This is a genomic window from Bradyrhizobium sp. LTSP849 (genome assembly GCF_000938255.1).
GTDB lineage: Bacteria > Pseudomonadota > Alphaproteobacteria > Rhizobiales > Xanthobacteraceae > Bradyrhizobium.
In genome coordinates this window covers 116,126-142,546 of sequence record NZ_JYMR01000017.1, presented here as the reverse complement: position 1 = coordinate 142,546, position 26,421 = coordinate 116,126, and the positions used below count along the sequence as shown (strand labels likewise).

At 64.8% G+C, this 26,421-nt stretch carries 19 protein-coding genes; 10 read left to right on the top strand and 9 right to left on the bottom strand.

Annotated elements, in window-relative coordinates:
• Window positions 1-32 precede the first annotated feature (32 nt).
• The 4 genes from aroQ to UB31_RS13085 all read right to left on the bottom strand — a co-directional run bounded on the left by aroQ (window position 33) and on the right by UB31_RS13085 (window position 4,030).
• Window positions 33-500, bottom strand: coding sequence for a type II 3-dehydroquinate dehydratase (gene aroQ / locus UB31_RS13100; protein WP_045011127.1), 468 nt, complete (start codon window positions 498-500; stop codon window positions 33-35).
• Window positions 501-749: 249 nt separating this feature from the next.
• Window positions 750-1,514, bottom strand: coding sequence for a DUF1236 domain-containing protein (locus UB31_RS13095; protein ID WP_045011126.1), 765 nt, complete (start codon window positions 1,512-1,514; stop codon window positions 750-752).
• Window positions 1,515-1,753: 239 nt separating this feature from the next.
• Window positions 1,754-2,521 carry a DsbA family protein gene (locus tag UB31_RS13090; protein ID WP_045000063.1) on the bottom strand — a complete coding sequence of 256 codons (768 nt, stop codon included), beginning with the start codon at window positions 2,519-2,521 and terminating at the stop codon, window positions 1,754-1,756.
• Between the two features lie 102 nt (window positions 2,522-2,623).
• Entirely contained in the window at window positions 2,624-4,030 is a 1,407-nt protein-coding gene (locus UB31_RS13085; RefSeq protein WP_045011125.1) for a M48 family metalloprotease, read from the bottom strand.
• Between the two features lie 168 nt (window positions 4,031-4,198).
• Between UB31_RS13085 and UB31_RS13080 the strand changes: the two genes are divergently transcribed.
• The 3 genes from UB31_RS13080 (at window position 4,199) to UB31_RS13070 (ending at window position 7,447) form a co-directional block, all read left to right on the top strand.
• Entirely contained in the window at window positions 4,199-5,386 is a 1,188-nt protein-coding gene (locus UB31_RS13080; RefSeq protein WP_045011124.1) for a pyridoxal phosphate-dependent aminotransferase, read from the top strand.
• Window positions 5,387-5,476: 90 nt separating this feature from the next.
• Window positions 5,477-6,028, top strand: a complete 552-nt coding sequence (locus UB31_RS13075; protein WP_045011123.1) for a biotin transporter BioY — start codon at window positions 5,477-5,479, stop codon at window positions 6,026-6,028.
• An 84-nt stretch (window positions 6,029-6,112) separates the two neighbouring features.
• The gene (locus tag UB31_RS13070) at window positions 6,113-7,447 is read left to right on the top strand and encodes a dicarboxylate/amino acid:cation symporter (RefSeq protein WP_045011122.1); all 1,335 of its coding nucleotides are present in this window, start codon (window positions 6,113-6,115) and stop codon (window positions 7,445-7,447) included.
• 14 nt (window positions 7,448-7,461) lie between these two features.
• On the opposite strand, the gene UB31_RS13065 is transcribed toward UB31_RS13070, so the two are convergent.
• Window positions 7,462-8,340, bottom strand: coding sequence for an SDR family oxidoreductase (locus tag UB31_RS13065; protein ID WP_045011121.1), 879 nt, complete (start codon window positions 8,338-8,340; stop codon window positions 7,462-7,464).
• 102 nt (window positions 8,341-8,442) lie between these two features.
• On the opposite strand from UB31_RS13065, the gene UB31_RS13060 reads away from it, so the two are divergent.
• Together UB31_RS13060 and UB31_RS13055 are read left to right on the top strand one after the other, a co-directional pair.
• Window positions 8,443-9,276: a helix-turn-helix transcriptional regulator gene (locus UB31_RS13060; RefSeq protein WP_045011120.1), complete on the top strand. Its 834-nt coding sequence runs from the start codon at window positions 8,443-8,445 to the stop codon at window positions 9,274-9,276.
• A gap of 76 nt (window positions 9,277-9,352) precedes the next feature.
• A complete protein-coding gene (locus UB31_RS13055) occupies window positions 9,353-11,422 on the top strand; it encodes a tetratricopeptide repeat protein (protein ID WP_245305982.1) in 2,070 nt (689 codons plus the stop codon).
• Here UB31_RS13055 and UB31_RS13050 read toward each other — a convergent pair.
• Genes UB31_RS13050 through UB31_RS13040 form a run of 3 tightly spaced genes read right to left on the bottom strand, consistent with a single transcriptional unit; the run spans window position 11,419 to window position 15,439 of the window.
• A complete protein-coding gene (locus UB31_RS13050) occupies window positions 11,419-12,651 on the bottom strand; it encodes an NAD(P)/FAD-dependent oxidoreductase (RefSeq protein ID WP_045000051.1) in 1,233 nt (410 codons plus the stop codon). The two genes, UB31_RS13055 and UB31_RS13050, sit on opposite strands and share 4 nt — an antisense overlap.
• A gap of 14 nt (window positions 12,652-12,665) precedes the next feature.
• A complete protein-coding gene (locus tag UB31_RS13045; protein WP_045011118.1) occupies window positions 12,666-13,892 on the bottom strand; it encodes an MFS transporter in 1,227 nt (408 codons plus the stop codon).
• A gap of 50 nt (window positions 13,893-13,942) precedes the next feature.
• Window positions 13,943-15,439 (bottom strand): amidase, encoded by a 1,497-nt coding sequence (locus tag UB31_RS13040; protein ID WP_045011117.1) that lies wholly within the window; start codon window positions 15,437-15,439, stop codon window positions 13,943-13,945.
• A gap of 209 nt (window positions 15,440-15,648) precedes the next feature.
• On the opposite strand from UB31_RS13040, the gene UB31_RS13035 reads away from it, so the two are divergent.
• Complete coding sequence (locus UB31_RS13035; protein ID WP_045011116.1) at window positions 15,649-16,329, top strand: helix-turn-helix domain-containing protein; 681 nt, start codon at window positions 15,649-15,651, stop codon at window positions 16,327-16,329.
• 168 nt (window positions 16,330-16,497) lie between these two features.
• Here UB31_RS13035 and UB31_RS13030 read toward each other — a convergent pair whose 3' ends face one another.
• On the bottom strand, window positions 16,498-19,536 hold the full coding sequence (locus UB31_RS13030) for an Rne/Rng family ribonuclease (protein ID WP_045011115.1): 3,039 nt from the start codon (window positions 19,534-19,536) through the stop codon (window positions 16,498-16,500).
• 706 nt (window positions 19,537-20,242) lie between these two features.
• Here UB31_RS13030 and UB31_RS13025 point away from each other — a divergent pair.
• The 4 genes from UB31_RS13025 (at window position 20,243) to UB31_RS13010 (ending at window position 26,419) form a co-directional block, all read left to right on the top strand.
• On the top strand, window positions 20,243-21,544 hold the full coding sequence (locus UB31_RS13025; RefSeq protein WP_045011114.1) for an N-acetylmuramoyl-L-alanine amidase: 1,302 nt from the start codon (window positions 20,243-20,245) through the stop codon (window positions 21,542-21,544).
• 245 nt (window positions 21,545-21,789) lie between these two features.
• Window positions 21,790-24,297: a penicillin-binding protein 1A gene (locus UB31_RS13020; RefSeq protein WP_045000044.1), complete on the top strand. Its 2,508-nt coding sequence runs from the start codon at window positions 21,790-21,792 to the stop codon at window positions 24,295-24,297.
• A 109-nt stretch (window positions 24,298-24,406) separates the two neighbouring features.
• Window positions 24,407-25,538 (top strand): peptide chain release factor 2 gene (gene prfB / locus UB31_RS13015; RefSeq protein ID WP_156175321.1). Its coding sequence is split into 2 segments (ribosomal slippage): window positions 24,407-24,475 and window positions 24,477-25,538, totalling 1,131 coding nucleotides; the frame shifts between segments, so codons are not numbered across the junction.
• Window positions 25,538-26,419: an NAD(P)-dependent oxidoreductase gene (locus UB31_RS13010; RefSeq protein WP_045011112.1), complete on the top strand. Its 882-nt coding sequence runs from the start codon at window positions 25,538-25,540 to the stop codon at window positions 26,417-26,419. Before prfB ends, UB31_RS13010 begins: the two co-directional genes overlap by 1 nt.
• Window positions 26,420-26,421: the final 2 nt, after the last annotated feature.

Sequence of the window (26,421 nt, the reverse complement as noted above, 5' to 3'; positions counted from 1 at the left end):
TGATCCGAATGTTCTGTGTGATTGAGGGAGCGTCAGGCTTTGGGCTTGATGCCGAGCTTGGCGGCAAGGCCCTGGATGGCGAGGCGATAGCCCTCGATGCCGAAGCCGCAGAGCGAGGCGAAGGCCGCGCGCGCGGTGTAGGAGTGGTGACGGAAGCTCTCGCGGGCGTGGATGTTGGTCACGTGCACCTCGACGGTCGGAATCTGCACCGCGAGCAGCGCGTCGTGCAGCGCGATCGAGGTGTGGGAATAGCCGCCGGCATTGACGATGATGCCCTTCATCTTGCGGGCATGCGCCTCGTGGATGAAGTCGATCAGCTCGCCCTCGCGGTTGGACTGCCGGCAGTCGGCCTTGAGACCGAATTGCGCCGTCGTCGCCCGGCACAGCGCCTCGACGTCGGCCAGCGTGGCATGGCCGTACTTCTCCGGCTCGCGCGTCCCCAACATGTTGAGGTTCGGCCCGTTCAGGACGAGGATCGTGTCGGTTGCTGGTTCAGCCATTCCTAACCCGGCAGGTGCTTCGGCGTGGCGGGGGTTATAGGTAACAAAATGTCCTAGGGGAAGCCTTGAAGGGCCTCCCAGGTGGCTTCAGGCAGCTCATCCGGGGTGCAAAAATCTGTGCGGAAGCTACGGAAATTGCTTGTTAACCAGTCTGAAGCGTGGCTGTCGGAAAGGGAGGGCGGAGTGCCGAAAGCCCCCGCCGATCTCCCGGCAGGGGCCTCGTTTGGCAAACAGCTCAAGTTGAGCGGCTTAACCCTCGATGATGTAGACGATCTCGTGCGTCTGAGGACGGACGATAATGTACTGGCCGCGCACGAAGATCACGTCATAGCCGCGCCACTCCGGATAGATTTCGACGATCTGGGGCGGAAGCGGGTGGAAACGGACGGTCGACGGGACAGCCGAGCCGACCGAGATGTTGAAGTTGACGTTCGTGGTCTCTTCGATCTTGGTCGACTTGATCGCCGTTGAGATTTGGCTCCGCTTCTCGGCAGGCGGTGCAGCAGCGGTCGCGGAGGCGTTGCCGGTCGTGGTCTGCGACTTGCTGTCCGCGCCCTTGGTTTCCGCGCCCTTGGTCTGAGCGTTCATGTTGCCGCTCTTGGTGTCAGTCTCCGTGCTCTTGGACTTGTCCATCTGGGACTTGTCCATCTGACCCTGCGCGCGTTCGTCGGTGCGCTGGCCCTTGGGGGCGCCGGCCTTGTCCTCAGCCGCGTTCTTGTTCATCGCGCCGCCGGAGTGCTCGTCCTTCATCGCGCCGGGGGACTTTTCCTCCGCAGCCGCACCGGGCTTCATGGTGCTGGCGCCGCCAGTCTGACCCACGGTGCCCTTCTCGGGAGCGGCTTCCTTGCCCATCGCGCCACCGCGCTCGGCGGCACCGCCGGCTGGTTGCGAATGCTGCGTCGGCTGCGCGCCGGCGCCGCCGTTGTCGTTCTTCATCGTACCTTGTGCGTTCGCCAGACCGGTGCCGGCGAACAGTGCAAGCGCGGCGACCGAGATCATAAAGCGGTTCGACATTGAATTTCTCCTCACGTGTTTATTTTGCGTCATTGCCCGCGCCAACAACGAAAGGAGGTATCAGGAGTTCCGGAACATCTGCGGTTCCGGGGGATTTGTTTGTTGAACGCCAGATGAATGCGCGCGCCGGGTTTGCGACACGATCGCGGACAGCAACACCACAAACGAAAAGGCCGGCTTTTCAGCCGGCCTCGTCGCATGAATGATGTTGTGAAAAGCGCGGTCAGCAAGTCGCCTTGTTAGCAGGTCGCTTTGCCGCAGCGGGCGACGCCGATCTTTTCCTTGAGGCCGTCGAGGCCGACGGCGCCGACGACGATCTGCTTGCCGATCACGTAGCTCGGCGTGCCGTTCATGCCCATCGCTTCGGCGAGCTTGAAGTTCTCCTCGATGGTGGTGCGCACCTCGGGACTGGCGATGTCCTTCTCGATCTTCGCGGTGTCGAGGCCGGCTTCCTTGGCCGCTTGAAGCGCGCGCGCCTTGTCGGCCGGGCCGCGGCCGCCGAGCAGCTTCTGGTGGAAGTCGAGATATTTCTTGCCGGAGGGATCCTGCATGCGGACGGCGACGGCGACCTGTGCTGCTTCGACCGAGCCCTGGCTCAGGACCGGAAATTCCTTCAGCACGACCTTGAGCTTGGGATCGGCCTTCATGAGGTCGAGCATGTCGCTCATCGCGCGTTTGCAGTAGCCGCAATTGTAGTCGAAGAACTCGACGAAGGTGACGTCGCCGTCCTTGTTGCCGAGCACGACCTGGCGCGGTGAATTGAAGATCGCGTCGGAATTCTGCGCGATGCTGGCTTCGTGCTTCTCGGATTCCGCGGTGGCCTGGCGCTTGCTGAGCTCTGCCATCGCCTCCTCGAGCACCTCGGGATGGGTGACGAGGTAGTTTTTGACGATCGCCTCGATGTCGGTGCGCTGGGCGCCGGAGAAGCTGTCGGCCGAAGCCGGTCCCGTTGCGCCGAAGATGGCGAGCGCAAACAGCGCGGAAGCAAGCAGGCGCAGCGAAGGCATTGGCAAATCCTCTTATCCAGAGCAGGTCTCGAAAAAACGTCCCGGCGGACTTAAGCGTAGCGTCGTGACGTCATGGTGGCAGATGTGGCGATCAGGCATCGTCTAGTTGCGCGGCGGTTTCGACGCCACGATATCGTCGGCCTTGACCCATCCGGGCGTGCCGACGGCGAAACGGGTTTTCGCGCGCGTGGCAAGCTCGCGGGCGGTCTTGTTGTCGCCGCGCAAGAAGGCGGCTTGGGCCGACGCGAGATCCGCCTCGGCATAGTCTCCCTTCCGGCCATAGGCCATCGCGAGCTGCATGTAGCCGAGCGGGGCTTCGGGCTCGCGCACCACAGCGGCACGGAGAATCCGGATGGCGTCGTCCGTGTACGTCTTATTATCGGTTCCAACCAGAGCCTGCCCAAGTAACATCTCGATGAGCGGCGCATTGTTTGATAATGCGACAGCCTTTCGCAGGGGAGCGATGGCATCGGCCGGTTTGCCGCTCTCCAGAAGCGCCTGGCCGCGGACCTCGTAGAAATACGGGTTGTTCGGCTGGGCCTGGATCAGCAGATCGATCTGGGCGAGCGCGCTGCGTAAATCGCCGTGCAGATAGGTGCTGATGGCGCGGGCATAGCGCGCCGGCATGCCGTCGTTGGTCAGGGGATAGCGGCGGTACACCAGCTCTGGCCGCTCCATGAAGGCTGAGATCTTGGCGCGCACCATGTCATGGCGGAGTTGGAGCGCGGGATCGTCCTTTTTGTCCCAATAAGGGCTGGTGCTGGCGAATTCCTGGAGCGCCGCGACGCGCTCGGCGGGCATCGGGTGCGACTGGAGATAGGGATCGGCGCCGCGGGCCGCGAACAGGCTCTCGCTGGTGAAGCGCTTGAAGGTCTCGTACATGCCCTTCGGCGATTGCTGGGTCGCGGTCAGGAATTTCACGCCGGCGCGGTCGGCGTTCTCTTCCTGCTGGCGCTGGTAGGACAGCAGCGAGCGGCGGATCATCTCCTGCGGTCCGGCGATCGCGGCCGCGCCCGCATTGGCGAGCCCGTTGTTGCCCGCGCTGCTCGAGCCGCGGCTGGCGCCTGCGACCAGGGCGCCTGCGCCGAGCAGCATGGCGATGATCATCTGCGTCTGGGCGTTGGAGAGCTGCTCGCGCAGCTTGGACAGATGGCCGCCCGCCAGATGCCCGGTCTCGTGCGCGAGCACGCCGATGATCTGGTTCGGCGTCTCCGACTGGAGTATCGCGCCGTAATTGACGAAGATGCGGTGGCCATCGGCGACGAACGCGTTGAACGAGTTGTCGTTGATGATCACCATCTGGATGTTCTGCTTCTCCAGACCGGCAACCCGCAGGATCGGACGCGTGTATTCACGCAGCAACTGCTCGGTCTCGGTGTCGCGCAGGACCGGCGGTCCGCGGCCTTCCTGCGCCTGCGTCGCCGGGACCGGCAGCAGCGCGATCGCAGCCGCCGTGACGAGGGCGGTGAGGGCGGAGGCCTTCTTGCGCAATGCGATCTGGAGCAACATCAAACGGTCTGGGTCAAACGGCTTCAAAAGCAGCTGGTTTTTGGTGATTGGCGGCGGACCGGATACGCGATATGCCCTTATGAGCCGTACAATGCGGCCAGTCTGGGGCGCAAGAGCCCTGTTTCACGGACCGAACGGGCCGGTCCGCCAGCGAAATAGCAGAAATCGATGCACGATGCGACATTGAGGAACCGGGTGGGGCAGTGGCTCGAGCCGTCCCGCCGCAGTGATGTTCCCCCGTTCATGGTGATGGACGTGATGGCCGCGGCGGCCCGGATCGAGGCGGCCGGCGGACATGTCATCCACATGGAAGTCGGCCAGCCCGCGGCTGGTGCGCCGAAGACCGCGATTGCGGCTGCTCATGCAACGCTCGAAGCCGGACGGATCGACTATACCTCCGCGCTCGGCATCCCCAGTCTGCGCGAGCGCATCGCGCGGCATTATCGCGATGCCTATGGCTGCACCGTCAGCCCCGATCGGATCGTGGTCACCACGGGCTCTTCCGGCGGCTTCATCCTGGCCTTCCTGTCGATGTTCGAGCCCGGCGATCGCGTCGCGGTGACGGTGCCGGGCTATCCGCCGTACCGCCACATCCTCACCGCGCTCGGTTGCGAACCGGTGCTGATCGAGACCACGAACGAAACGCGCCACGCGCTGACCGGCGAGGCCTTGCTAGCCGCCCATCGCAAGGCGCCGCTCAAGGGCGTGCTGGTCGGCAGCCCCGCCAACCCGACCGGGACGATGATGTCCAAAGAAGCGCTCGCTGGCCTGATAGCGGCTGCCGAAGACGCCGGCATCCGTTTCATCTCGGACGAAATCTATCACGGGCTCGACTATGCGTTTCCGGCGGTGACGGCGGCAGAGCTGTCGGAGCACGCACTCGTGATCAATTCGTTCTCGAAGTATTTTTGCATGACGGGCTGGCGCGTCGGCTGGATGGTCGTGCCCGACGTCCTGGTGCGCCCCATCGAACGGCTTCAGCAGAACCTCTCGATCTCGGTGCCGTCGCTGTCGCAGATCGCGGCTGAAGCTGCCTTCGACGGCGCGGCCGAGATGGAGGAAATCAAGCACGGCTATCAGGAAAACCGCCGCATTTTGATCGAGGGATTGCCCAAGGCCGGCCTGACCCGGTTCCTGCCTGCTGACGGCGCATTCTATCTCTATGCCGACGTCTCGGACTTCACCTCCGACAGTTTCGACTTCGCCAAGACCATGCTGGAACAGGCCCACGTTGCGGCCACCCCGGGCGTCGATTTCGATCCCATCCATGGCCGCTCGTTCATACGATTCTCCTATGCACGCTCGGCTGCGGAGATGCGCGAGGCTGTTGACCGGATCGCTCACTGGCTTAAATAGCCGCCAGTTTCGAACAGCCTTCCGGAGTGCATCTTGTCTGACCGAACCGCCCAGTCCGCCGCCACGCCGCATTTTCCTCTCGCCGCCTTATTGTGGCCGACCCGCCCGGGCCAAACCGTCGGCAGCTTGCGCGCCGTCGTGCTGGTTGCACTCGGCACCGCGCTGATGGCGCTGTCGGCCAAGGTGAACCTGCCGCTGCCCTACGTGCCCATGACGTTGCAGAGCCTGGTCGTGCTGATGATCGGCGCGGCCTATGGCTGGCGCCTTGGCAGCGCAACCATGATCGCCTATCTCGCCGAGGGCGCGATGGGACTGCCGGTCTTCGCCGGCCCTGTCGGCGGACTTGCGCCGCTGGTTGGCCCGACGGCCGGCTATCTGTTCGGCTTTGTTGCCGCTGCCTTCGTCACCGGCTGGCTGGCCGAGAGGGGCTGGGATCGCAGCGTGGTCCTGCTGTTCGCGGCGATGGCCGTGGGCCACATCGTCATTTTCGCCGCAGGCTTCGGCTGGCTGGCCTTAGGCCTTGGTGCCGCCAAGGCCTGGCAGGTCGGCGTCGCGCCGTTCATCGCGGCCTCTCTGGTCAAGAACGCGCTGGGTGCGACATTGATGCCGGCGGCGCGCCGCATCATCGATCGTCGCGGGTAAAGCGTCCGAATCCGATCAGTTCCAATTGACAGGGCCGGCCAAGTTGATCTTGGCTGGCCGTGGAGTTTGAGGGGGAGTGAAACAATGACGACGACAACGATCGTTGGGGCGCCGGTCGCACCCAGCGCCGCCAAGCCGTGGTATAAAATTCTCTACGTCCAGGTGCTGATCGCCATCGTGCTCGGCGCCATCGTTGGCTGGCTCTGGCCGCAAATTGCCACCAACGACTGGATCAAGGCGCTTGGCGACGGCTTCATCAAGCTGATCAAGATGGTGATCGCGCCGATCATCTTCTGCACAGTGGTCTCGGGCATCGCCCATATCCAGGACGCCAAGAAGGTCGGCCGTATCGGCGTCAAGGCGCTCATCTATTTCGAGATCGTTTCGACCTTTGCGCTGGTGATCGGCCTCGTTATCGGCAACCTCGTCAAGCCGGGCGCAGGCTTCGGCAGTGCGGCGGCCAACGCGCAGGCCGTTGCCAACTACGCCAAGCAGGCCGAAGGTCAGAGGTCGGTCGACTTCATCCTGCACATCATTCCCGACACCGTGGTCGGCGCCTTCGCACAAGGCGAGATCCTGCAGGTGCTGCTGTTCTCGGTGTTGTTCGGCTTCGCCATCATGGGGCTCGGCGAGCGCGGCCATGTGATCCGCAGCTTCATCGACGATGCCGCGCATGCGGTGTTCGGCGTCATCTCGATCGTGATGCGCGCGGCGCCGCTCGGCGCCTTCGGCGCAATGGCCTACACCATCGGCAAGTTCGGCACCGGCGCGATCCTCAATTTGATGGGCCTGATCGCGACGTTCTATTTGACCGCCGCGCTGTTCGTGCTCGTGGTGCTCGGCACCATCGCGCGGATCGCAGGGTTCTCGATCTTCAAGTTCCTGGCCTACATCAAGGACGAGCTCCTGATCGTGCTCGGCACCTCGTCGTCGGAAAGCGCGCTGCCGTCCTTGATGGAGAAGCTGGAACGGCTCGGCTGCTCCAAATCGGTGGTCGGCCTCGTGGTGCCCACGGGCTATTCGTTCAATCTGGACGGCACCAACATCTACATGACGCTGGCGACGCTGTTCATCGCGCAGGCGCTGGGCTTCGATCTCACCTTCGGCCAGCAGCTTACGATCCTGGTCGTGGCGATGCTGACCTCGAAGGGGGCTTCCGGCATTACCGGTGCGGGCTTCATCACGCTGGCAGCAACGCTCGCCGTGGTCGATCCGCGGCTCGTGCCGGGCATGGCGATCGTGCTCGGCATCGACAAGTTCATGAGCGAATGCCGCGCGCTGACCAATCTCTGCGGCAACGGCGTGGCCTGCGTGATCGTCGCCTGGTGGGAAGGCGAGCTTGATCGCGACAAGCTCAACGCGCGGCTGAACCAGCAGATCGATCCGACCGACATGGAAACCGCTGTCACGACGGACTGATCTGCAAGCAGCCGTCAGACTTTGAAATAGTAGGGCTGGTCGAGATCCTCGATCAGCCCTATCTCTTTCGGCACCCAGCCGAGCAAGGCGCGGGTCTTCGCACTCGACGTCGGCACGTCGACGCCTGCGAATTGCGCGAACCATCCGAAATGCTCGGCCGCCTCGTCCTGCGATTTCGAGACCACGGGCACGCCAAGCCTTTTGCCGATCACCTCCGCGATCGCCTTGAACGGGATGCCTTCCTCGGCAATCGCGTGATAGCGCGGTGCAGGTGCGCCTTGCTCGAGCGCAAGCCGATAGACGCGCGCGGCATCGAAGCGGTGGCCGGCCGGCCAGCGGTTCATCCCGTCGCCGATATAGGCCGCCACGCCCTTTTGGCGAGCCAGGTTGATCAGGATCGGGACAAAACCATGGTCGCCTTCGCCATGGGTCGTCGGCGGAAGCCGGACCACAGCGGCGCGGACGCCGGAAAGCGACAGTGCCGTCGATTCCGATACGCGCGGAAAGCGGTGCGCGGACTCATCGTCCTCGGTCGCAAGACGGCCGGGAGCCAGGAGCGCAACGCCGGATGTGACGATGAGAGGGCGCTCGGAGCCCTTGAGCTCTTCACCGAGGGCGAGGATGGCACGGCGGTCGAGCTCGCAATTGTCTTGGAATTTCGAGAAGTCATGGTTGAAGCCAAGGTGGAGCACGCCGTCCGATGCGGCCGCGCCGCTGCGCAAGGAGGCATGATCCTCCAGCGAGCCGCGATGGACTTCGGCCCCCATCGCGATCAGCGCTGCGGCACTCGCATCAGAGCGGGCGAGGCCGAGCACGCGATGGCCGGCTGCGATCAGGTCCGAAACGACGGCCGAGCCGACAAAGCCGGTGGCGCCAGTGACAAATGCACGCATGGGCAATCTCCAAGGATCGATCGAGGGTTGGTGGAGACGACCATCTGCGCTAGAATTATCCGGGTAAAGTAGTGATATTATCAGGGTATAATAGCTAACAGGATGAGCGAGACCACCAGCGAGAACCTGCTCGGAGCCTATCTCAGGGATCGCCGCATCCGGCTGGATGCGGCGGCGTTCGGCTTTGGCGGCAGCCGAAGGCGCACCCCCGGGCTCCGGCGCGAGGAGGTGGCGCAGCGCGCCAATATCAGCCCGACCTGGTACACGTGGCTGGAGCAGGGCCGCGGCGGCGCGCCATCGGCGGACGTGCTCGACCGCATTGCCCGCGCGCTGATGCTGACCGATGTCGAGCGCGAGCATCTGTTTCTGATCGGGCTCGGCCGCCCGCCGGCGGTTCGTTACCAGGCATCCGAAAGCGTCTCGCCGCGGCTCCAGCGCGTGCTTGACGCACTGGAAACCAGCCCGGCGATCATCCGGACGACGATCTGGGACGTCGTCGCCTGGAATCGCGCGGCGACGGTTGTGCTGACCGATTACGCAAAGCTCGCGCCGGAACGGCGCAACATCCTGCGCTTGATCTTCTGCGAGCCGCGCGTTCGCGCCGCGCAATATGATTGGGAGAGCGTGGCCCGCTTCGTGGTCGCGGCCTTCCGGGCGGATGCGGCGCGCGCCGGCGCGGTCTCGCATGTCGCCGAGTTCGTCGACGAACTCTGCGGTCTCAGCCCGGACTTCGCGAGGCTTTGGCGCGACAACGATGTCCGCAGCTATGGCGAGGGCGTCAAGCATCTGCGCCATCCCGTGCTCGGCCCGATTGCGTTCGAATATTCGGCCTTTGCCGTCGACGGTCGGCCCGATCTCGGCATGGTCGTCTACAATCCGGCGACGCCTGCGGATGCCGAACGCATCAAGGCCGTGTTGGCTGAGCGCGCCGACTGACGGAATTTGCGACCTTGCCCGTTTAACCCGCATCTCTGACGTCGAAGGGGCGGGCGGTATCGTGGGCAATACGGCTGTGAATCGGATTGTGCTGGAGGCGGCGGAGCATTTTTCGGCGGGTCGGCCGGATCAGGCGGATGCGCTCTGCGCGGAGGTTTTGAAGGCAGAGCCGGATCATGTGCCGGCGCTGCATCTGGCCGCCGTGGCAGCCTTCGTCACCGACCGTGCCGCCGACGGCGCCGCGCTGCTCAATCGCGTCTTCGACATCGATCCCGACCACGCGCCGGCGCTGGTCACACTGGGGGACGCACTCGCCGTGAAAGGAGAACACGCGGGCGCGGTGGCGGCGTTCCAGCGCGCGCTTCGCCGGCAGGGGAACGATGCCGGTCTGCACAACAAGCTCGGCGTGGCGCTCGGCGAGCTGTCGCGCTTCGATGAGGCCGAGGCCGCCTATCGCCGCGCGATCGCGCTCGATGCCCATCTGACGCGGGCCTGCTTCAACCTCGCCGTCGCGCTTGCGGAGCAGGGGCGGCTGGCCGAGGCGGAGGACGCCTATCGCGCCGTGATCGCGCGGGAGCCGGCCTATCACGGCGTCTGGCTCAATCTCGGCAACGTCCTTGCTGACCAGAACAGGCTCGGCGAGGCCGTGGCCGCCTATCGTCGCGGCTTGGAAGTCGATCCGGATGATGTCGGACTGCTCTGCAATCTCGGCGCCGCGCTCTATCGGCATGGGTTGCTCGAGGACGCCATCGTCCAATACCGGCGCGCTATCTTGCTGGTGCCGGACAATATCGCGGCGCTGCGCCTGCTTGGCCTCGTCCTGCACGAAGCCCGTCATCTGCACGAGGCTGCCGAGATCTACCGGCAAACATTCGCGCTCGATCCTGCCGATCACATGATCGCCACCAATCTCGGTGCCTGCCTCTCCGACCTCGGCGCGCTCGACGATGCCGTTGCGGCCTGTGAGCAGGCATTGCTGCTCAAGCTCGATCACGCACCGGCCTATACCAATCTCGGCATCATCTTCGAGAAGCAGGAGCGCGTCGCTGACGCCGTTGCTGCACATCGCTGCGCTGTTGCAGCCGATCCCGCCTATGCAAAGGGCTACGCCAATCTTGCGGTCGCGCTGCGCAATGCCGGCGAGCTCGACGAGGCGCTCACGGTCTCGGCCCGCGCAGTTGCGCTCGCTCCGGAGCAGCCGCTCGCGCAATACAACCACGCGCATTTCCTGCTGATGAACGGTCATTTTGCCGAGGGGTTCGAAGCGTATCGGTGGCGCCGCAAATGCAAGACGCTGTCGGACGGCGATCCGACCTTCAACGAGCCGGAATGGCAGGGTGAGCCGCTCGAAGGTCGCACATTGCTGGTGTTGGCTGAATACGGCCTCGGCGATGCCCTGCATTTCGTGCGCTATCTGCCGATGGTGACGGGGAAGGGCGGCAAGATCATTTTGCAGGTGCAGCCCGCGCTCGCCTCGCTGCTGCGGCAGCTGCCCGATGTCACCGTGATCCCGCGCGGCGAAGTGCTGCCGCCGTTCGATCTGCAACTGCCGCTGATGAGTCTGCCGCGCATTTTTGGCACCACGCTCGATAATCTGCCCGCGGACATTCCGTATCTTCATCCGGATTGCGAAAAATTGTTGCGCTGGCGTGCCGCGCTTGGTCGCGTGGCAGGGCTCAAGGTCGGCGTGGCCTGGGCCGGCAATCCCAGGCACAAGGGCGACCGGCAGCGATCGCTGTCGGCCGAGGCCGTGCTGCCGCGCCTCGTCATGCCGGGCGTGCAGCTCTACAGCCTGCAAAAGGAGCCGCGCCCCGAGGATGGCGAGGTGCTGGCGGCGCTTCGTAACGACGTCATCGATCTCGCGCCCATGCTCGGCGATTTCGCCGATACGGCGGCAGCCGTCGCGGCGCTCGATCTCGTCATCGCCGTCGACACGTCAGTCGCGCACCTCGCCGGCGCGCTCGGCCGTCCGGTGTGGATGCTCACGCCTTACGCGCTCGACTGGCGCTGGCTGCGCGATCGCGAGGATAGCCCCTGGTATCCGACCATGCGGCTGTTCCGCCAGCGCAGGCCACGCGAATGGGACGATCCCCTGATGCGTCTGTCGGCTGCGCTCGCAGTCCTCGCCGCGACAGCCGAGGGCTAGAACCGCTCCGGCCGGTACGGCGTCGGATCGATCGACGGTGTCTCGCCGCTCATCATCTCCGCGAGCAGGCGTCCGGTCGCGGGCCCCAGCGTAAAGCCCTGGTGACCGTGGCCAAAATTCATCCAGAGGCCGCGGTGGCGTGGGGCGGGGCCGAGCACCGGCACCATGTCGGGCGTGCAGGGGCGGGTGCCGAACCACGGCTCCGGCTCGGCGCGCTTGCCGAGGTCGAGCAGCTCGCGCGCCGAGGCCTCGGCGCTTGCGAGTTGCACCGGCGTTGCCAGCGCATCCGGTCCCGTCAGCTCGGCACCGGTGGTGATGCGGATGCCCTTGGCCATCGGGCCCATGGCGTAGCCGCGGCCCTTGTCGACCAGAGGCAGATCGAGCGACGCGCCGCCGCTGTAGTGCATGTGATAGCCGCGCTTGCGCACCAGGGGGATGCGATAGCCGAATTTGTGCAACAGATCGGGCGACCACGGCCCGAGCGTCACGACGGCCGCCGCAGCATCGATGCGTCCCTGGTCCGTAGCGACAGACCAGCCGGTCGCAGTCTGTTGCAGCGACTGAGCATCGCCGAGCACGATTGTGCCGCCGAGGCGCAGGAAGAGGTCAGCGTAGGCCGTGACCAGCGCGCCGGGATCGGACACGGTCCAGGTGTCGAGCCAGTGGATGGCGCCGGGCAGATCGTCGCGCAGGATCGGCTCGGCCTTGTTGAGCTCGCTGCCTGACAGCACGCGAAAATTCACGCCGAATTCGCGGCGGTCTTGTTCGGCGTCCTTGATCGAGTGGTCCAACGCAGCCGGATCGCGAAAGAGCGCGCGATAACCGGCGCGGCGGATCAGATTGTCTGCATGGGCCTCGCGGATCAGGATGTCATGCTCGGGCGTCGCATAGGCGATCAGGCGCGCCCAGGCCTCGATAGCTTCGCGATGCCGCTTCGGCGCCGAATGCCACCAATACCGGAGCAGGGGCTCGACGTGGCGATGAAGCGACGAGAAGCTGTAGCGCACGTCGTTGGTGCGGCCGGTCGCGATCTTCAGGAGCGTGGCGAGGTCGCGCGGCATCGGATAGGGCCGCACCGCCTCCGCCTGGATCATCCCGGCATTGCCGTAGCTGGTCTCGCGGCCCGGCTCCCTGCGGTCGACGAGCGTGACCGACCAGCCGCGCTGCTTCAGATGCAACGCCGCACCCACGCCTACCATGCCACCGCCGAGAACGATTGCGCTTTGCATCGGCAAAACTCCTGTCAGGCCGGTTGCTGCGCAAGCCTGGGCTGCGCCGTGTTGATGGTTGTGGCGACGACGACGGACAGCGCCGTCATCGCCACCAGGAAGCCGAAGGCTGCATCGAACGATCCGGTTCCGGTTACGATGAAGCCTATCGCCGCCGGTGCGACGAAGCCGGCGCTCTGGCCGCCGAGATTGACCATGCCGACGCCCGATCCGATCTGGTCGTCGCGGAGCAGTTTTGTCGGAAGCGCAACCACAGCGGCCAGCACGAAGGATTTGAAGAAATAGACCAGTGACTGGTAGGCGATCAGCACCGTGATCGTCTCCGCCTTGTACATGGCGTAGAGGAAGATGCCGGTCAACGCGGAGCTGCCGATCAGGAGATATTTTTCGCGCTCGTCAAAGAACGTCGTCATCACCCAGCCGCCGATCGCGGTCGCGATCGTTGCCATCACGAACGGGATCGGCGCCACGATGCCGACGGTCTTGAGATCGAGCCCGCGCTGCTGGAGCAGATAGAGCGGCATCCAGGAATCCAGGCCCTTGTTGACGCAGCTGAGACCAAACCACACCACCATCAGCTGCCACAGCAGCGGATTCTTCATGAGCTCGCGCATCGGCGCGCGGCTTTCGGGCTTCGCCGCCGCGCCCGCTTTGGTCTGGCCCGAGCGGCCGAGATACGGGACGAAGACGAAATAGATCACCGCGAAGACGATGCCTGCAATGCCGATCGTGTTGAAGGCATGACGCCAGCCGAGCCAGAGGATCAGCGGCGCCATGATCAGCGGTGCGACCATGCTGCCGGCATAGTTCGACGACAACAGCAGCGCCGCCATTTTTGGCCGGCTGTCCTTCTTGAACACCTCCGCGATGGCGCGAATGCTCGCCGGCGGAAAGGCACCCTCGGCGATGCCGAAGATGAAGCGGATCGCGATCAGCGAGGTCAGGGACCAGGCGAGGCTGGTGAAGGCCGTAAACAGCGACCACATCACGATGGTGACGATCACCACATATTTCGAGCCGAAGCGGTCGGAGAGCCATCCGCCCGGCACCTGCATCGCGGCATAACCTAAGAAAAACGCGCTGATGACGATGCCGAGATCGGCGGCCTGGAGATTGAAGTCCTTGCCGATCTGCGCCAGCGCCAGCGAGATCGCCGCGCGGTCGATGTAGGAGATGCAATAGGCGATATAGAGCAGGACGAACGCGATGATGCTGGTCTTGCGGCTCGACAAGTCGGTCATGCTCAACTCCGATCTGCTGGCGCCCCGGCGGTCCTGGCCTGCTTATGGATCTATTCCCAGGTGAGGAAGCCCGGCGCGGCCGACAGCGGTGGCGCCACGGCGAGTTGCGCCAGGTCGGGCACCGGCCGGCACAATTGCGCATCGCCGGCGAGCGCAGCCTCGATGCTCGCGGCAACGGCAAGCACGATGGCGTCGCCACCGCGCGGGCCGACGATCTGGAGACCGAAGGGCAGGCCGGCTTCATCGCGGCCGAGCGGAATGCTGATCGCGGGGTGGCCGGGAAGCGTGACGGCATAGGCGAGCGCGAGCCAGTGGAAGTAGGATTTTGTCGGCACGCCGTCGATCTCGGCCGGATAGAGCTCCGACCAGGGCCGCGGGCTCAGCGTGATGGTCGGGCTGATCAGCACGTCGCAGCTTGCGAAGAAGGTCTGGTAGGCGCGATAGATTCGCGTCTGCGTCGTCGCGGCGCGCCCGTGGTCTTCGAGTGTGTAGCTCAGGCCTTCCTCGACATTGGCGCGGACATTCGGACCGAGCATCTCCGGCCGCTCTTTATAGTTCTTGCCGTGCATCGCCAGGAACAGGCCCGCGCGCAGCACGGCGAAGGCATCGTCGGCGCCTGAGCAGTCCGGCGTGGCCTCGCGGCATTCGGCGAACAACGGCGCAAGCTTTTTCACGCGATCGCGGAAGACGCGGCGGATGGCCTGCTCGGTCGGTGCGAAGCCGAAATCCTCAGTGAAGGCGAGACGTAGCTTGCCGAGGTCTGCGGGACGCGGCGCGGTCCAGCGCTCAGCGCGTCCGCGCAAGGGCTCGCCCGGCAGCGTGTAGGCGAGCGGATCGCGGACATCGTCGCTCGCCAACACCGACAGCATCAGCGCGGTGTCGGCGACATTGCGCGCCATCGGGCCGTCGGTCGACAAATTGGACCAGCCGAAGGCACGCTTTTCGCTGGCCACGAGGCCGTAGGAGGGGCGCATGCCGACGATGCCGGAGAAGCCTGCCGGATTGCGCAATGACCCGCCGGTGTCGGAGCCCGAGGCGAGCGGGGCCATGCCGCAGGCGAGTGCCACCGCCGAGCCGCCGGAGGAGCCGGCCGCCGAGCGCATGGGATCGAAGGGATTGCCGGTCGCGCCGAAAACAGGGTTGCGGGTGTTGCCGCCCGCCGCCCATTCCGGCGTGTTGGTCTTGCCGAAGATGATGGCACCGGCTGCGCGCAGCCGCGCGACCGAGCCCTGGTCGGCGGCGGGTATATTGTCGCGCAACAGCGGGCTGCCATAGGTGGAGCGCATCCCGGCGGTGTCCTGGGTATCCTTGATGAGGACAGGGAGCCCGTGCAGCGCGCCACCTTCCTCCCCGCGCTGGATGGCGGCTTCAGCCACCTTGGCCGCGGCACGCGCGCCCGGTTCGTCGAGCGTCACGACCGCATTGACGGCGGCATTGGTCGTGGCGATGCGCGACAGGCAGGCGTCGAGCAGCTCGACGGGCGAGATCGTCCGCGCGGCCAGCAGACGGCGCAGCTCAACGGCGCTCGTGTCGCAAAGTCCTGACAAACGCCAGCTCCTTTCAGATTGTGAAAATGATTTAGCATATCGGAAAGTGCGTTCCAGCACCAATTTTCGCCAAATCCGGCCATTTCATGCGCAAATCCTGGCTCGGATGCTCAGACTGTCGCCGCAGGAGGTATCTGGATGTGCGTTACGCCGAAAAGATTAGATGGATCGGCCAATAGTTTTTCCGAGCGACGTGATAGGATTGCTGCATGAGCGAGATCACGACGCCCGAAGGGGCCAATTCCCAGCTCGGCCAATGCCTCAAGGCCGCCCGCCAGGCGCGCGGCCTGACGCTCAAGCAGGTGGCGGAGCGGACGGGCATGGCGCTGTCGACCTTGTCCAAGGTCGAGAACGGCCTGATGTCGCTGACCTACGATAAGCTGCTTCAGCTCACCTCGGGCCTGAAGATGGAGATCGCGGAGCTGTTCAATCCTGCGGTTGCGGCCCCTGCACAGGGCCGGCCGGTCACCGCGCGGCGGAGCATCAGCCGCGGCGGGCAGGGGCAGATCATCACCACGAAATTCTACACCTACACCTATCAATGCACCGACCTGATCGGCAAACGCATGGTGCCGATTGTGGCCGAAGTCCGCGCGCGCTCGCTGGACGAGTTCGGGCCGCTGCTGCGGCATGGCGGCGAGGAGTATTTTCTGGTGACGAGCGGACGCGTGGCCGTCCACACCGAGTTCTACGCGCCGGAGATCCTCGACGAGGGCGACGGCATCTACATCGACAGCACCATGGGCCACGCCTACCTCAACGCCGGGGAGGCACCGTCCGCCAAGGGGGTTTGTCTGTGCACCAGCGAGGCGCCCGATCTCTACGACCAGCTCCGCCAGATCGCATCGCGCGACGTGGCGCCGCTTGGCGATGACGAACTGCCGTCCTAAAGCGCTATGCGATTAGGATGAATCGCCATCGCGCTTTAGATCATTGTTTGAGCATGATCTTTTCGGAAAACCGCTGCGCACTTTTCCGGATCATGTTTTAGCGTTTTGGCGAGCCGTGAAACGAAAAACGCCCGGCCAGGCCGGGCGTTTTTTTATTGCGTGTTCGTTCTATTCGCCGCCGCCGAAACGGCGTGACCACCAACCGGCGCGACGCGGCGCGGTCGATGTTTCGGCCGCAGCTTCCGGTGCAGGCTCAGGCGTTGGCGTAGCAGCCGGCTCCGGCGCTGATGCAACCGGTGCTGCGGGCTCGCGCTGGCTGCTCGACAGGAAGCTCACCTTCTCCCGGACCGTGGAGCGGCGCCGCGCGGCCTTGTCGTCGGCGGGTTCTTCCTCTGCAACCGCAGGCTCAGGCTGGGCCGCCGCTGTGGCTTGCGATTCGGTGCGTGGCTCAGGCTGAGCGACCAGCGGCTCGACGATGTTGATGTCTTCGGAATGCGCAATCGAGGGCGCAGTCTCGCCGCCCGACCCGTCGAAATCGGCGACCGCATCGGTCGCTTCCGGCGGCGCATTGGCGCTGAGCTCGTCGCCAATGGAGCCGGCGAGACCTTCCTCGCCACCACCGCGCCGACGGCGTCCGCCACGGCGACCACGCCGGCGGCGGCGATCACTCGCGCCTTCCTGCTCGCCACGGGCCTGACCCGCCTGATCCTCGCCCTCCGGCTCGGACTCGGCATCCTCGTCTGTCTCGCCGGTTGCAACGGCCCCTTCGGCCAATGCGGGCGCGCCATCCTCGCGAGGCTCGCCCTCGCGCGGGCCGCCGCGACCGCGACGACGCCGGCGCCGCTTGCGGCGCTGACCGTCCTGATCGGGCGCTGCTTCGCCGGCAGCTTGCTCCTCGGCAAGACCTTCGGTTTCCTCGGTCTCGACCTCGGATTCAAGCTCCGGATCGAACTCCTCGTCGTCATAGGCTTCTTCGACCAACGGCGGCGGGCTTGCGGCAGCCTGCGCCGCGAGCAGCGCCTTGGCAGCTTCGAGCGTATGCACCTGTTCGCCACGGTCGATGAGGTAAGCTTGCGGTCCGCTGACGCTTGGGTCGGCGATGACCGCCAGGGTGACCTTGAAGCCGTTTTCGAGGTCGCGCAGATGACCGCGCTTGTGGTTCAGCACATAGAGCGCGACGTCAGTGCGGGTGCGGACCACGAGATTGTGGGTCGCGCCCTTCATCAGGATTTCTTCGAGGCCGCGTAGGAGCTGGAGCGCAACCGAGGACACCGAGCGGACGTGGCCGGTGCCGCCGCAATGCGGGCAGGGATCGGTCGAGGATTCCAGCACGCTGGCGCGGATGCGCTGGCGCGACATCTCCAAGAGGCCGAAATGCGAGATACGGCCGACCTGGATGCGCGCGCGATCCTGCCTCAGGCAATCGGACAGCTTGCGCTCGACCGCGCGGTTGTTGCGCTTCTCGTCCATGTCGATGAAGTCGATGACGATCAGGCCGGCGAGGTCGCGCAGGCGAAGCTGGCGGGCGACCTCTTCGGACGCTTCCAGATTGGTCTTGAGCGCGGTGTCCTCGATATGGTGCTCGCGGGTCGAGCGGCCGGAGTTGACGTCGATCGAGACGAGTGCCTCGGTCTGGTTGATGACGATGTAGCCGCCGGAGCGCAGTTGCACGGTCGGCGAGAACATCGCATCCAGCTGGCTTTCGACGCCCATCCGCGAGAACAGCGGCTGGCCGTCGCGATACTGCTTCACTGCGCTGACATTGGCGGGCATCAGCATCTTCATGAAGTCGCGCGCTTCGCGGTAGCCGGAGTCACCGGCAACCGAGATTTCGTCGATTTCCTTGTTGTAGAGGTCGCGCAGCGAGCGCTTGATCAGCGAGCCTTCCTCATAGACCAGCGTCGGGGCCTGTGATTGCAGCGTCAGGTCGCGCACCGTCTCCCACATCCGGATCAGGTACTCGAAGTCACGCTTGATCTCGGGCTTGGTACGTGCGGCGCCGGCGGTGCGCAGGATGATGCCCATGCCCTCGGGCACGTCGAGATCCTGCACGACCTCCTTAAGACGAGAGCGATCCTGTGCGCTGGTGATCTTGCGGCTGATGCCGCCGCCGCGGGCGGTGTTCGGCATCAGGACGGCATAGCGGCCGGCGAGCGAGAGGTAGGTCGTCAGCGCGGCGCCCTTGTTGCCGCGCTCTTCCTTGACCACCTGCACCAGCATCACCTGGCGACGCTTGATGACCTCCTGGATCTTGTACTGGCGGCGCGGACGGAAGGTGCGCTCCGGCACCTCCTCGAGCACGTCGTCACCACCGACGGATTCGACGACTTCCTCTTCGGCGTCGTCTTCGTCATCCTCATCGTCGTCCTCGACCGTCGCTTCGGAGTCGTGATGCGGAGCCTCGACGCTCTCGCCGGCGGCGTACACGGCATCGGCCGGTTCAGCGGCGGAGGTCACGGCTTCGGACAGAGCCTCGGCGTGCGTATCGAAAGTGGCGGCCTCGTACGGCTCGGCAACGGCCGCGACAGGCGCGGGCGTCTCGTCGGCGTGATCATGGTCGTGATGATCATGGTCGCCGTCATGATGATGGTCATCATGATCGTGAGTGTGCTGGTGATCGTCATCATGGGCATGATGATGATCGTCGTGCCCATGATCGTCGTGATCGTGCTCGTGACGATGGGCTTCGTGCTCGCCGTGATGCTCCGCGTCGGCGTGCAGATGTTCGCCCTCGTGCGGAGCGCCGTCGGCGTGCTCCGGCCGCGCCTCGCCCTCGATCGGCTGGGCCGCGTTAGCGTCGGCGCCCTCGACGACGTCGCTGCGGACGCGCTCGCCCTGACCGCGGCGGCGGGCGTTGCGGTGGCGCGAGCGGCGGCGGCCGTGGGAGCGGTTCTCGGTCTCTTCCTCGGCTTCGCGATGGGCCTGCTCTTCGGCCTCGATCAGCGCCTGCCGGTCGGCGACCGGGATCTGGTAGTAGTCGGGATGGATTTCGCTGAAGGCGAGGAAGCCGTGGCGGTTGCCGCCATATTCGACGAACGCGGCTTGAAGCGAGGGTTCGACCCGGGTGACCTTGGCGAGGTAGATGTTCCCGCGTAATTGCTTGCGTTGCGCGGTCTCGAAATCAAACTCTTCGACGCGATTGCCGCGGACCACGACAACCCGGGTCTCTTCCGGGTGGGTGGCATCGATCAACATCTTGTTGGGCATGTCTTAACTCTTGGCGGCGGCGGGCGCGATTCACCGTGGGCGCGAGTTGCGCTGCCCGGTGACGCGACGGTCCACCTGATTCGGGGGTGAGGGGAAGGCCGAAACACCGTCTCTCGCGCCTCGCCGAATCGGAAGCCGGAGGACCAATGCGGCGCGCGGGAGTTTCGCTCCGCAGCGTCGCGAATGGTCCTTCAGAATTCGTCGGCACAGTCTGGCGCATCAAGCGTCGGCCCGTATGAAACATTGGGCGGCGGGGCCGCCCCTTAATCAGTTGCTGTTGGCCAGGCATGGCGCGAGTGCGCTCGCCCTGGGATCACGAACCGCTCCCTTGGGATTAAGGGATCGGGTAAAGAGCTACGTCGCTGTCAAAACTGTCCCGGATACGCGAGTGGTAACCAGAGACCGTCTGCCGCCGGGGCTTGCCCCGCTCCACCTCGCTGCCGCGCACCGCGCTGGACTTAGAGGAGAGCGGAAAAACGCTGGAATTCCCAAACCTTGAGAGTTCCGGCGCTGCACCGGGAGGCTGAATGCGACACAACCGGAAATTATTGGCCGTCAGCACTTGGTACATACGAGGAATGGGCCACCGGTGCAAGGGAGCGTCGCACGCCGGTCACAGTCAGCGAGTTTCGCGTCTCTGTCATTAAGGACTGATTAACCCTGTGGTTCTATTGCGTTAAAGAGGCTGCTCGGAGGCACGGAATCGGTGGCGAGCCGCACAAATCAACGGGTTTTGCTGGGATGCGCGCTTCTTTGCGCCGCAGCACTGCCATATGCCGATTCCTCGCGCCTGAGCGCGGCGGAAAGCCAGCCGCAACCCTCTGTTGCGGTAGCGAATTATCCGATCGCCTCGGCCGCCCGGCTGGCCGGTGACGGCAAGCAGACCCGCTTCATTCTCGACCTCGACCAGACCGTCAGCTTCCGCGCCACCACGCTCGCAGACCCGTACCGGGTGGTGGTCGACGTTCCCCAAGTCAATTTTCAACTCGCTCCGGGCACCGGGGCCGGGGGGCGGGGGCTGGTCAAGGCCTTCCGCTACGGGCTCGTGATGCCTGGCGGCTCCCGAATCGTGTTCGACCTGACGGGTCCTGCCAAGATCGCCAATTCCTACGTGCTGGAGGCGACCAACGGCCAGCCCGCCCGGCTTGTGCTCGAGCTCGAGGAGGTCGATCGGGCCGCCTTCCTGCAATCGCCGGCCCCGGAAAACCGTCCCGAACTGCGGCCGACGATCGCCGCCGCGCCGCCGGCAACTGTTCCCGCCGCAGCGCCGGAGCCGGCGCAGAAGCTGGGGGCGCCGGCTGACGGCCGCCCGGTCGTCGTGATCGATCCCGGTCATGGCGGCATCGACAACGGCACGCAGTCGAGCGGCGAGAGCGAAAAGAACCTGGTGCTGGCCTTTGGACTGGCGCTGCGCGAGCGGCTGGAAAAGACCGGCAAATACCGCGTGGTGATGACGCGGGATGACGACACCTTCATTCCGCTCAATGACCGGACCAAAATCGCCCGGAACCTCAAGGCCGCGCTGTTCGTCTCGATCCATGCCGATGCGCTGCCGCGCGCGGAAGGCGATGCGCAGGGCGCCACGATCTACACCTTGTCCGACAAGGCATCCGACGCCGAGGCCCAGCGTCTGGCGGACGCGGAAAACCGCGCGGACGCGATCGCCGGCTTCAATCTTGCGGAGGAGCCGACCGACGTCGCCGACATCCTGATCGACCTCACCCAACGGGAAACCCGCACATTTTCAAACCGTTTTGCGCATTTGCTGATGGGCGAAATGAAGTCGACCGTGCGGATGCACAAGCATCCGCTGAAATCGGCCGGGTTCCGGGTGCTGAAGGCGCCCGACGTGCCATCGGTCCTGGTGGAAATCGGCTATGTCTCCAACAAGGGCGACCTTGAGCACCTCGTTTCCGAGGGCTGGCGGTCGCGTGCGGTGGCCTCGATGGGCCAGGCGATCGATGCGTTCCTGGCCAAGCGGATGGCGACGGCGGGGCAAGGCAATTGAAAACGGCCAATTAAGAAGGGAATGTTGGGTCCTGCTGTTAAGCCCTAGTTTGGCCACAGCGGGCGCTTTATAAAAACGACGCAGGGGGTTCCGGAATCGACGAGAATCCCGTTCCGCAAGCGTCTTTCGGTCCGGCATTGATGTAATTGAGTAGGCCGGTGAATTCGCGACATGAGGATGGCGCTCATTTTCGGCGCCTTTGGATTATCTTGGGCTGGTCCAAGGTTTGAACGGATAAACAGATAATGCGCTTGCTGGTGCGGTTCATGGGTTTCCTGTTCGCCGCGGGAACGGTGCTGTTCCTTGTCGGTGTCGGTGCCGTAGCGGGCCTGATCTGGCATTTCTCCAAGGACTTGCCGGATTACTCTCAGCTTCAGGATTACGAGCCGCCGGTGATGACCCGCGTGCACGCGACTGACGGTTCACTGCTCGGCGAATACGCCAAGGAGCGGCGGCTGTATCTGCCGATCCAGGCGGTGCCGAAACTCGTGATCAATGCGTTCCTCGCCGCCGAGGACAAGAATTTCTACGAGCATGGCGGCATCGACTACACCGGCATGGCCCGCGCCGGCCTGGTCTATCTCCAGAACTACGGCTCCAACCGTCGTCCGCAGGGTGCTTCCACCATCACCCAGCAGGTCGCCAAGAACTTCCTGCTGACCAATGAGGTCTCGTTCGCCCGCAAGATCAAGGAAGCCTTGCTCGCGATGCGGATCGAGAAGACCTATTCGAAGGACAAGATCCTCGAGCTCTATCTCAACGAAATCTATCTCGGCCTCGGTGCCTACGGCATCGCAGCCGCTTCGCTCGTTTACTTCGACAAGTCGGTGAACGAGCTCACCGTGGCCGAAGCCGCTTATCTCGCGGCGCTACCGAAGATGCCGGCGACCCTGCATCCGGTGCGTAACCGCGACCGCGCCATCGAGCGCCGCAACTACGTGATCGATCGTCTCCAGGAGAACGGCTGGATCAAGCAGGCCGACGCCGAGAAGGCGCGCAAGGAGCCGCTCGCCGTCACCAGCCGTTCCAACGCTGCCCACACCTTCGCCGGCGAATATTTTGCCGAGGAAGTCCGTCGCGACATCTTCGAGCGTTATGGCGAGAAGAAACTCTATGAGGGCGGTCTCTCGGTCCGCACCACGCTCGATCCGAAGATCCAGGTCATGGCGCGCAAGACCATGGTCGCAGGCCTCGTCAATTATGACGAGCAGCAGGGCTATCGCGGTGCGATGAGCAAGCTCGATATTTCGGGCGACTGGGGCGTGAAGCTCGCCGAGATGAAGTCGCTCTCCGACATCTCGCCATGGCGCATGGCGGTAGTACTGGAGACCAGCGACCAGTCGGCGCGAATCGGCTTCCAGCCGAACCGCGAACTCGGCGGCGCCGTCAGCAAGCAGCGCGAGACCGGCCTGATCACGCTCGACGGCGTCAAATGGGCGAAGGCGGCTTCCGGAGCCGCGAAGGGCAGGGCTGCCACGGGTGTGGCGCAGGTGCTCCAGCCCGGCGACGTGATCTATGCCGATCCGCTCTACAAGGATGGCACTCCGGTCGAAGGCCAGTATCGTTTGCGGCAGATCCCCGAAGTGTCGGGCGCGATGGTGGTGATGGATCCCTGGACCGGCCGCGTGCTCGCCATGGTCGGCGGCTTCTCGTTCGACCAGAGCCAGTTCAACCGCGCAACGCAGGCCTATCGGCAGCCGGGTTCGTCGTTCAAGCCGATCGTCTATTCGGCGGCGCTCGACAACGGCTATACGCCCTCGACCGTCGTGCTCGATGCGCCGATCGAAATCGACCAGGGCCAGGGTGCTGGCGTGTGGCGACCGGAGAACTTCTCCACCAATAAGTATCAGGGACCGGTGACGCTGCGGAACGCGCTGCGGCAGTCGCTCAACACGGTGACGGTGCGCCTCGCACAGGACATCGGCATGCCCCTGATCGGCGAATATGCGCGCCGCTTCGGCGTCTATGACGAGCTGCCGAATTATCTCTCGTACGCACTCGGCGCCGGCGAAACCACGGCGATGCGCATGGTCACGGCTTACTCGATGCTCGCCAATGGCGGCCGTCGCGTGAAGCCGACCTTGATCGACCGCATCCAGGATCGCTACGGTCACACCATCTTCAAGCACGACCAGCGCGAATGCCGCGGCTGCGACGCGGCTGGTGGTTGGAAGAACCAGCCCGAGCCGCAGCTGATCGACCGCCGCGAGCAGGTGCTGGACTCCATGACCGCCTATCAGATCACCGAGCTGATGGAAGGCGTTGTCCAGGCCGGCACCGCAACCGTCGTGAGGGAAGTGGGCAAGCCGATCGCCGGCAAGACCGGCACCACCAACGAGGCCAAGGACGCCTGGTTCGTCGGGTTCTCGCCGGACGTCGCGGTCGCCATCTATATGGGCTACGACAAGCCGCGTCCGCTGGGTAAGGGCAACGCCGCGACTGGCGGCCATCTGGCTGCCCCCATCGCGCGCGATTTCCTCAAGCTCGCGCTCGCCGACAAGCCCGCGGTTCCCTTCAAGGTGCCGGCCGGCATCAAGCTGATCCGCGTCGTCGCCAAGACCGGCATGCGCGCAGGTCCCGGCGAGACCGGTGGCACCATTTTGGAGGCCTTCAAGCCGGGCACGGCGCCGCCGGATAATTACTCGGTTATTGGCGTTGCTGACGCTGACGGCCGCGGTGGCGTGCCGGCGTCGCAACAGCAGCAGCCGGATTCCGGCTTCTTCATGCGGCCGGGCACCGGCGGGCTGTACTGAGGCTTAGGACAAGACGGACGATCTTGCGCTCGGCGGTTGCGCTTTGCAGCCGCCGCCGCTACATCCCCATTTCAATTGCACGCGGGATTCCGCGAGACCAGAGAACGACATGCGCGCCGAAATCGAACGGTTGGTAGAAGAGATCAAGCAGTCTGTCGGGCTGCTGAGGAGGCATCTTTGACGTCGAGAAATCGACGGCGCGCCTCGCTGAGCTGAACAAGCTCGCAGAAGATCCCAACCTCTGGAACGATCCCCAGAAGGCCCAGAAGCTGATGCAGGAGCGTACCTCGCTGGAGGATTCGCTCTCAGGCATCGGCAAGGTCGAGCAGCAGCTCGAAGACGACATCGGCATGATCGAGCTCGGCGAGGCCGAGGGCGATACGGGTGTCGTGACTGAGGCCGAAGCTGCGCTGAAAGCGCTTAAGAAGGAAGTTGCGCGGCGCGAGCTCGAAGCGCTGTTGTCGGGCGAAGCCGACGGTTTCGATTCCTATCTCGAAGTCCATGCCGGCGCCGGTGGTACCGAGAGCCAGGACTGGGCCCAGATGCTGCTCCGCATGTACACGCGCTGGGCCGAGACTCACGACTTCAAGGTCGAAATTGTCGAAGAGTCCGAGGGCGAAGAGGCCGGCATCAAGTCCGCGACTATCCAGGTCTCCGGCCACAACGCTTACGGCTGGCTCAAGACCGAGGCCGGCGTGCACCGCCTGGTGCGCATCTCGCCGTACGATTCCAACGCGCGGCGGCACACCTCGTTCTCGTCGGTCGCGGTGTTTCCGGTGATCGACGACAGCATCAAGATCGACATCAAGGAATCCGACGTCCGCGTCGACACCATGCGTTCGGGCGGCGCCGGCGGGCAGCACGTCAACAAGACTGAATCCGCGGTGCGGCTGACGCACATTCCGAGCGGCGTTGCAGTGGTCTGCCAGGCCGGCCGCTCCCAGCACAAGAACAAGGCGCAGGCCTGGGACATGCTGCGTGCGCGGCTCTATCAGATCGAGCTGAAGAAGCGCGAAGAGAAAGCCGCCGCCGACCAGGCCGCCAAGACCGATATCGGCTGGGGCCACCAGATCCGCTCCTACGTGCTCCAGCCCTACCAGATGGTGAAGGATTTGCGCACGGGCGTGCAGACCTCCGATACCTCGGGCGTGCTCAACGGCGAGCTCGACGACTTCATGGCCGCGACGCTGGCGCAACGCGCCTTCGGCACCACCGGCGCTGACATCGAGGACGTCGACTGATGCCCCGCGTCGCCTTCATCGGGCTTGGACGGATGGGGCATGGCATGGCCGGCCGCTATCTCGACGCCGGCTTCACCGTGACGCTGTGGAATCGCAGCAAGGCCAAGGCTGAAGACCTGATCGCGCGCGGCGCGCATTGGGCGACCTCGCCTGAGGATGCCGCGATCGATGCCGACGCCGTCGTGACCATGGTCGCCGACGACGGAGCTTCGCGCACGGTCTGGCTGGGGCCTGAGGGCGCGGCCAAGACGGCGAAGGCCGGCACCATCGCGATCGAATGCTCCACCGTCTCCTATGACCACGCGCGCGAGATGGGCCGCGAGCTCAACGCGCGCGGGCTGATCTATATCGACTGCCCCGTGACGGGATTGCCGGATGCGGCAGCTAGCGGAAAGCTCACGCTGCTGGTCGGTGCTGACGCGGTCGACCTCGAACGTGCGCAGCCGTTCCTCGAACCGATCGGCTCGACCATCCGGCATTTCGGCGCGGTCGGCTCCGGCACGGTCTACAAGCTCATCAACAATCTCATGGGCGCGATCCAGATCGCTGGTCTTGCCGAGGGCCTTGCGATCGCCGAGCAGGCCGGGCTCGATATGAAGCTGGTGCTGGAATCGATCCAGGCCGGCGTCGCCGCCAGCCCGCAGGTGCAGCGCCACTCCAAGCGCATGGTCGCCCGCGACTTCAGCGGCGCGACGTTTACGTCGGCGCTGCGGCACAAGGATGCCGCCTATGCCGTGAGGCTCGCCGAGGGCCTGCTTGCCGACAAGCCGCTGGTCTCGCGCGCCGCGGTCGAGTCCTATGCGCGAGCGACGGCTGCGATGCCGGACGATGACGAAGGCAAGATGATCGAGCTCGTGTCGCGGCCGAAGCAGCCCTCCTAACC